Annotated in this window: 7 protein-coding genes; 3 read left to right on the forward strand and 4 right to left on the reverse strand. The window is 72.3% G+C overall.

Features of this window, described 5'->3' with window-relative positions:
* Positions 1-14 precede the first annotated feature (14 nt).
* The 4 genes from L942_RS09585 to L942_RS09600 all read right to left on the reverse strand — a co-directional run bounded on the left by L942_RS09585 (position 15) and on the right by L942_RS09600 (position 4,729).
* Positions 15-1,394, reverse strand: coding sequence for a PfkB family carbohydrate kinase (locus tag L942_RS09585; protein ID WP_037357701.1), 1,380 nt, complete (start codon positions 1,392-1,394; stop codon positions 15-17).
* Positions 1,391-1,951 carry a D-sedoheptulose-7-phosphate isomerase gene (locus L942_RS09590; protein ID WP_037357704.1) on the reverse strand — a complete coding sequence of 187 codons (561 nt, stop codon included), beginning with the start codon at positions 1,949-1,951 and terminating at the stop codon, positions 1,391-1,393. Before L942_RS09590 ends, L942_RS09585 begins: the two co-directional genes overlap by 4 nt.
* 20 nt (positions 1,952-1,971) lie before the next feature.
* The gene (locus tag L942_RS09595) at positions 1,972-3,606 is read right to left on the reverse strand and encodes a carbamoyltransferase family protein (protein ID WP_037357707.1); all 1,635 of its coding nucleotides are present in this window, start codon (positions 3,604-3,606) and stop codon (positions 1,972-1,974) included.
* Between the two features lie 178 nt (positions 3,607-3,784).
* Positions 3,785-4,729 (reverse strand): NAD-dependent epimerase/dehydratase family protein, encoded by a 945-nt coding sequence (locus tag L942_RS09600; RefSeq protein ID WP_037357710.1) that lies wholly within the window; start codon positions 4,727-4,729, stop codon positions 3,785-3,787.
* A 62-nt stretch (positions 4,730-4,791) separates the two neighbouring features.
* Between L942_RS09600 and L942_RS09605 the strand changes: the two genes are divergently transcribed.
* From L942_RS09605 to L942_RS09615, 3 genes are read left to right on the forward strand one after another with little or no spacing between them, the layout of a single operon-like run.
* Positions 4,792-5,661, forward strand: coding sequence for a polysaccharide pyruvyl transferase family protein (locus tag L942_RS09605; RefSeq protein ID WP_037357713.1), 870 nt, complete (start codon positions 4,792-4,794; stop codon positions 5,659-5,661).
* Positions 5,658-6,512, forward strand: coding sequence for a glycosyltransferase family 2 protein (locus tag L942_RS09610; protein WP_037357714.1), 855 nt, complete (start codon positions 5,658-5,660; stop codon positions 6,510-6,512). The genes L942_RS09605 and L942_RS09610 overlap by 4 nt, the downstream gene beginning before the upstream one ends.
* 2 nt (positions 6,513-6,514) lie before the next feature.
* Positions 6,515-7,405 (forward strand): glycosyltransferase family 2 protein, encoded by an 891-nt coding sequence (locus L942_RS09615; protein ID WP_037357716.1) that lies wholly within the window; start codon positions 6,515-6,517, stop codon positions 7,403-7,405.
* The last annotated feature ends 96 nt before the right edge of the window (positions 7,406-7,501 follow it).

Raw genomic sequence — 7,501 nt, forward strand, 5'->3', positions numbered from 1 at the left:
CTCCCTCGAAGCTTTCACTGGCCGGCCGCGGCGGCGACCAGCCTCGTCGTCGAATAGCCGGGCAGGGTCGGCACGAGCACGACTTCGCCGCTGTACCGCTCGACCACCGTCCGTTCGGGCAGCTCCGCCTCGGCGTAATCGCCGCCCTTCACCCAGACGTCCGGCCGCAGCCGTTCCAGGATCGCGACCGGGGACGATTCCTCGAAGATCGCCACCGCGTCCACCGCGGACAGCGCGGTCAGCAGACGAGCGCGGTCCTGCGCGGACAGCAGCGGACGTCCCGGTCCTTTCAACCGGCGCACGGAACTGTCCGAATTCACGCATACCACGAGTGCGTCGCCGAGGGCGCGCGCCTGGCGCAGCAGGCTGACGTGCCCAGGGTGCAGCAGGTCGAAACAACCCCCGGTGGCGACTAGCCGCCCGCCCGCCGCGCGGACCCGTTCCGCAACCGCGAAAGCGTTGCTCGCGGCGAAATCCGGCCCGGCCGAGTCCTTAATGGACTCCACGGCGGGAGCCTCCTTGACCGACAGTGCGCTCGCACCGCCCGCGGCGACGAACCGAGCTGCCGCCTCGACCGCGACCCGCACCGCCTCGGCAACCGACGCACCGGCGAGCAATCCGGCCGCGGCAGCCGCCGCGAACCGGTCCCCCGCGCCGCAGGTGTCGGTCGCGCTTCCGCTGACCTGTGCGCCCTCCGGCACGGAAATCCGGCGTACGGACTCGCCGTCGTCCACCAGCGCGCCGCGGGAACCGACAGTCACCGCGATCGCGTCCGCGTTCCAGCGTTTCCGCAGCAGACCGGGCATCTCGAGCGCGTCCGGGACCACCGCGGAAGCCTCGCTGGCGTTGGGCGTGACCAGCCGCGTCCCCGGCACCGGCTCGGCGCCGCGCGGATGCGGGTCCCACACCACCGGAATCCGGGCCGCCAGTTCGGTCAGCACCTCCCGCAGCCGCGGGTTCCTCGTGACCCCCCGGCCGTAGTCGGCCACCAGGATCGCCCCTGCCCCGCGCAACGCCTGCTCCGCCCGTTCCGGCAAGCCGTCGGCGGACGCGGTTCCCTCGCCGGAGTCCAAGCGCACCAACGATTGCCCGGCCGCGCGGACCCTGGTCTTCGACACCGTGCTCCCTTCCAGCGGGATCGGCACGAGCGTCACTTCCGGTTCGAGCAACCCGGCGAGAGTACGGGCGGAAGGGTCGTCGCCGAGCGCGGCCACGAGAACCACCTCGGCCGCCGACCGGGCCGCCAGGACCGCGGCGAGACCCGCTCCGCCGGCGCGCAGCCACCGGCTGGTCACGTCGACCACCGGGACCGGCGCGTCCGGGCAGAGCCGCTCCGCGACCCCTTCGGCGTCCACGTCGAGGAACACGTCGCCGACCACTGCCAGCGGCTTCACGCGGGCACCCCGAGAGCGTCGTCCAAGGCTTCGCACAGCGCGTGCACCAACGCCAAGTGCAATTCCTGCACGGTGGCCACGCTCGGCGCGTCGACCGCCACCGCGTCGTCGCAGAGCGCGGCGAGCGGGTTCGGAGCCGGGCCGGTGAACGCCCAGGTGGCCACGCCGATTTCCTGGGCCGCCTTCGCCGCCGCCACCACGTTCTGGCTGGTGCCGCTGGTGGACAGGCAGACGAGCACGTCGCCGGGCCGTCCGTGTGCGCGGACCTGGCGGGCGAACAGTTCGGCTTCGTCGTAGTCGTTGCCGATCGCGGTCAGCGCCGAGGTGTCGGCGTGCAACGCGATCGCCGACAGCGGGCGGCGTTCGCGGCGGAACCGGCCCACCAGTTCGCCGGTCAGATGCTGGGCTTCGGCGGCGCTCCCGCCGTTGCCGCACGCGAGCAACCGCCCGCCGTTGTCGAAAACACTGGCCAGATGAGCTCCCCACGCGGCAATGCGCGGGGCGGCGAACCGCATGCGCCGCGCGGCCGAACACAAGTCGGCGAAGTGGTCTGCCATGCCGGCACCTCCTCGTAAAATCAGCGGTTCCGGCGGCGCCGGACCACGAACGGTCCCAATGCCAGAACGTCCACCGGAGCCGAACCGAAACACTCCAACGCGTCGCGAGGAGAATCGACCATCGGCCGCCCCGCGGTATTCAGGCTGGTGTTGACGACCACCGGAAGCCCGGTCCGGTCCGCGAACCCGGACAGCACGCGCGCGGTCCGCGGATCGTCGGCCGGGTCGACGGTCTGCACCCGGGCGGTGCCGTCCACATGGGTCACCGCGGGCAGCCGCGCGCGCCACCCGTCGGCGACGTCGTGCACGAAAAGCATGTAGGGGCTGGGAAACGGGCCGCGCGAGAAGATCTCCTCCGCGCGGTCGGCGAGCACCATCGGGGCCACCGGGCGGAACTGCTCGCGGCCCTTCACGTCGTTGAGCCGCTCCAGGTTCCCGGCGCGGCCGGGATGCGCGAGCAGCGACCGGCGCCCGAGCGCCCGCGGGCCGAACTCGGCGCGGCCTTGGAACCAGGCCACGATCTGGTCGTCCGCCAATGCCTCCGCCACCGCGTCCGACACGTCGTCCGGACGCTCGTAATCGAGTTTCGCCTTCCGCAGAACGGATTCCAGCTCGGCGTCGGTCCACTCGCGACCGAGTGCGGCACCGGTCATCGGCTCGATCCGTTCGCCGGCGTCGGCCGCCAGCTGCAGCGCCGCACCGAGGGCGGTCCCGGCGTCTCCGGCGGCGGGCTGGATCCACACGGACTCGAACGGGCCTTCCGCGTGCAGCCGGGTATTGGCCACGCAATTGAGCGCGATGCCGCCGGCCAAGGTCAACGTGCGCTGCCCAGTCCGGTCGTGCAGCCATCCGGCGAGGTCGAGGAGCACTTCTTCCAGTACTGTTTGGACACTGGACGCGAGATCAGCGTGCCGCTGCGCCGGTTCCTCGCCCGGAGAGCACTGCGGCGCGAGGGCGGACCAGTCGATCAGCTCGGTGCGGAATCCCCCGTCGCCGGTCGCGTAGACGCGCTCCCGGAGATAGTCCAGATGCACCGGGCCGCCGTAGGACGCCAACGCCATGACTTTGTATTCGTCGCTCGACCGGGCGAACCCCAGATGTTCGGTGAGGTCCTCGTAGAACAGCCCGAGCGAATGCGGAAGCTTTTGCGCGGCAAGCTCTTTGAACCGCCCGTCGCGGTACTCGCCGGCCAGGTACGACGTGCTTTCGCCGCGTCCGTCCGCGACCAGCACCGCGGAGTCGCCCAGCGGCGCGGCGAGCGCGGCCGACGCGGCGTGCGCGACGTGGTGCCGGACGAACCGGACCTTCTTCTGGTCCAGCCCGGGCAGTTCGCTGGCGAGGAATTTCGGGGCGCGGCGGGCGAATTCGGTCCGCAGTTCCTCGCCGCTCGGGTCGTGGCCGGCGAGGCCGGGCTCGACCAGGTCCGGATCGTAGGAAAACCCGACCGCGTCGAGGTCGGCCGCGGTCAGCCCGGCCCGCTCCAGGCACCAGCGCGCCGCCCGCCCCGGCTGTTCCCACGCCGAGAACGGCACCGCCTGCTTGCCGTGCTTGCGCCGGCTGAACCGCTCTTCCTCGGCCGCCGCCACGATCCGGCCGTCGACGACGAGCGCGGCGGCGGGGTCGTGGAACACCGCGTTGATTCCCAGGAAGCGCACCCGCTCACCCCTTCTGGCTCCGGCGCGGACCCGTCCGGTCCGCTGTCCCGGGAGCACTACCCGGCGAAGTCGGGGATAAACGAATCAGCCGGAAAAGCCCAGGACGTCGCTACTCCGCGAAGCGACTCTCCCTTTCCCGCAGCGGCCCGGCCACCCAGCGAACCCTCCGGGGCCTGCCTCACGCGGCCGCCGCCCGGCGCCCGGCGAACCACTCCGCCGTCCGCCGCAAGCCCTCCCCGGCCGGAACGCGCGGCCGCCACCCGAGCGCCCGGCGCGCCAGCGAAATATCCGGACACCGCCGCTGCGGATCGTCCACCGCAGCGTCGACGTGCACGATCCCCGACGCCGACCCGGTGATCGCGATCACCCGTTCCGCGATCTCGCGCACCGGAAGTTCGTCCGGATTCCCGAGGTTCACCGGTCCGGAATGGCCGGACCGCGCCAGCGCGAGCAACCCCTCGACCGTGTCGTCCACGAAACACAACGACCGCGTCTGCCGCCCGCTTCCTTCGACGGTGAGCGGTTCGCCCGCCAGCGCCTTGGCGATGAAGGACGGCACCATCCGCCCGTCGCCGGCTCGCATTCCGGGCCCGTAGGTGTTGAAGATCCGCGCGATCCCGGTGTTCGCGCCCTCGGTGCGCCGCATCGCGCTGGTGAGCGCCTCCGCGTAACGCTTGGCCTCGTCGTACACGCTGCGCGGACCGATCGGATTCACGTTGCCCCAATAGCTTTCCCGCTGCGGATGCTCCAGCGGATCGCCGTACACCTCGCTGGTCGACGCGAGAACGAACCGAGCCCCGCGCGCCGCGGCGAGGGCGTTCTCGGTGCCGGCCGACCCCACGCGCAGCGTCTCGAGCGGCAGCCGCAGATAGTCCCGGGGAGACGCTGGAGAAGCCAGGTGGAACACGACGTCGACGGCCCCGGGCACCGGGATCGGCTTGGTCACGTCGTGCTCCAGCAACTGGAACCGCGGATGTCCGGCGAGCGCGTCCAGCGCGCCGGGGCGGGCCGTCGCGAGATTGTCCACCGCGGTCACCCGCGCGCCCGCTTCGAGCAGTTTCGCGCACAGCCGCGCGCCTACGAATCCGGCTCCGCCGGTGACTACCGCGTGGGAGAAAACCATGCCGCGCCGGATACCCGCGCAGCGCCGCGTTAACCCCCGGGACTGCCGGGTAACCGCCGGGCATGCGAGTACTCCTGACCGGCTGGGCGAGCTTCCGGCACGGCGAGGCCACCGCGGGCGACGTGCTGAGCCTGCGCGCGGTGAGCGATGTGCTGACCCAGTCCGGGGTCGACCACCTGACCGTGTGGAGCCCGGCATTCCACCCCGAGGGCCCGCATTTCGACGACGCCCCGCCGGACGCCTTCACCCACGTCGTCTTCGCCTGCGGGCCATTGCGCGGCACGCAACTGCGGGAACTGCACCAGCGCTACCCGCGGTGCCGGCGGCTGGCGATCGGCGTGTCCGTGCCCGATCCGGCGGACCCCGCGGTCACCGGGTTCGACGTGGTTCTCCCCCGGGACGACGGCGACGCCTGCGCCGCCGACCTGTCTTTCGCCTCCTGGGTCGAAACGCCGCCGGTGGTCGGCGTGGTGCTCGCGCCGGGCCAGCCCGAGTACGGCGCGGACCGGCGGCACGACACGGTGCACGCGACGCTCGCCGAATGGCTGCGCGACCTCGACTGCGGCCGCGTCCCGCTCGACACCCGCCTCGCCACCGACGACTGGCGGCACTGCGCGACGCCGGACCAGTTCCTCAGCACGCTGTCCCGGCTGGACGTGGTGGTCAGCACCCGGCTGCACGGGCTGGCCCTCGGGTTGAAGGCCGGGGTCCCGGTGCTCGCCGTCGACCCGGTCGCGCACGGCGGCAAGGTCACCGCGCAGGCGGCCGCGCTGCGCTGGCCCGCCGTCCTGCCCGCGAGCGCCACCCGGGCGGACCTCGACACGTGGTTCGAGTGGTGCTGCTCGGCGGAAGCCCGCGCCCGCGCCGCCGCCGAACACCCGTTTCCCGGACCGCTGGCCGAACTCGTCGGTGCACTGGAGGAAACGCCGTGAGCCGGACCACCGTCGTCGTCGCCACCCGCGACCGCGCCGACGAGCTGGCGCGCACGCTCGGCCAATTGTCCACAATGGACACACTGCCGCCGGTGATCGTGCTGGACAACGGCTCGACGGATCACACCGCCGAGGTCGCCGCCTCGTTCGAGCGCGTCCGGGTCATCCGGAGCCCGCGCAATCACGGGGCCACCGCACGCAGTCAGGGCGTCATCGCGGCGCGGACGCCGTACGTGGCGTTCAGCGACGACGATTCCTGGTGGGCTCCTGACGCGCTTCGCCGTGCCGAGCAGCTCTTCGACACGCACCCCCGGCTCGGCCTCCTCGCCGGACGGACGCTGGTCGGCCCGGAAGAACGCGAAGATCCCCTCACCCCGGCCCTGGAACACAGCCCGCTGGGCACTCCGCCGGACGCGCCCGGTCCGCTCGTGCTGGGCTTCCTGGCCTGTTCCGCGATCGTCCGGCGGTCAGCCTTCCTGCAGGTCGGCGGATTCGACCCGATGCTGCATTTCGGCGCCGAGGAACAACTGCTGTCCTACGACCTCGCCGCGGCGGGCTGGCAACTCTGTTACGCGAAAGACGTGGTCGCGCACCACCACCCGTCGCCGTCCCGCCCGTCGCCGGGCTGGCGGCAGCGCGCCGAGGCACGCAACCAGCTGCTCATCGGCTGGCAACGACGACCGGCCGACGTCTGCGCGGCACAGCTGCGCCGGCTGCTCGCCCGGGCCCGGCGGCAACCGGGCCTGCTCGCCGCGCTGGCCGCCGCCGCGGTCCGGCTGCCGCGGGCGCTGGCCGTCCGCCGGGTGCTGCCCGCCGCGATCGAACGCCAAGCCCGGCTCACGGAGGGATGACCATGGACCGGACGTCCGTCGTGGTGATCACGCACAACCGCCGCGACCAGCTGCGGGAAACCTTGAAGCACCTGGTCGCGCTGCCGGAGCGACCGCCGGTTTGGGTGGTGGACAACGCTTCTTCCGACGGCACCGCCGACCTCGTCGCGCACGACTTCCCGCAGCTGCGGCTGATCAAGCTCGACCGGAACCTCGGCGCGGTCGGCCGCAACCTCGCGGTGCGCGAGGTGACCACGCCGTACGTGGCGTTCTGCGACGATGACACCACCTGGCAGCCGGGTTCCCTCGCCCGCGCCGCCGACGTGCTGGACGCGCATCCCGGCCTCGGTTCGGTCACCGGCCGCTGCCTGGTCGAACCGGAGCTGCGGGAGGACCCGATCACGCCGGAGATGCGGTACTCGCCGGTGCCCGGCCCGGACTGGCTGCCCGGCCCCGCGCTGCTCGGGGTGATGGCCGGGCTGACGATGTTCCGGGTGCGGGCTTTCCACGACGTCGGCGGCTTCTCGCCGCGGATGTGGCTCGGCGGCGAGGAGGAACTGCTCGCGCTCGACCTCGCCGCGCTCGGCTGGCGGATGTGCTGGCGGGAGGACGTCGTGATCCACCACGCCCCTTCGAAACTGCGCGATCCGCGCCGGCGGCGGGGGCTCGGGATCCGGAACACCTTGTGGACGTTGATGTTGCGCCGCCCGTGGAGTTCGGTGGTCCGCCGGGGCGCCGCGGTGCTGGCTTCCGCACCCCGGGACCGGACGACGCTCGCCGCGGTCGCGGAATGCCTGCGCGGCCTGCCGTGGGTGCTCCGCGAGCGGTCCGTGGTACCGCCCGAAGTCGAGCACGGACTGCGGCTGCTGGAAGAACCGCAGCGAAAGTCGGACGCGCGCCGATACACCGGATAGCGGTTCGTGAGGGGAACCCTGACGGAAGCAGCTTCCGTGTTGAGTCGCAGCTGATGTGACACAGTTTGTGTCTCTCGGCATGTGACGCACCCGGGT

This window comes from Amycolatopsis orientalis DSM 43388 (genome assembly GCF_000411975.1).
In the GTDB taxonomy this organism is placed as follows: domain Bacteria; phylum Actinomycetota; class Actinomycetes; order Mycobacteriales; family Pseudonocardiaceae; genus Amycolatopsis; species Amycolatopsis orientalis_D.

Coding starts and splice junctions, on each gene's coding strand:
- L942_RS09590 (WP_037357704.1), bottom strand. CDS start 1,951: ATGGCAGACCACTTCGCCGACTTGTGTTCGGCCGCGCGGCGCATGCGG.
- L942_RS09600 (WP_037357710.1), bottom strand. CDS start 4,729: ATGGTTTTCTCCCACGCGGTAGTCACCGGCGGAGCCGGATTCGTAGGC.
- L942_RS09605 (WP_037357713.1), top strand. CDS start 4,792: ATGCGAGTACTCCTGACCGGCTGGGCGAGCTTCCGGCACGGCGAGGCC.
- L942_RS09615 (WP_037357716.1), top strand. CDS start 6,515: ATGGACCGGACGTCCGTCGTGGTGATCACGCACAACCGCCGCGACCAG.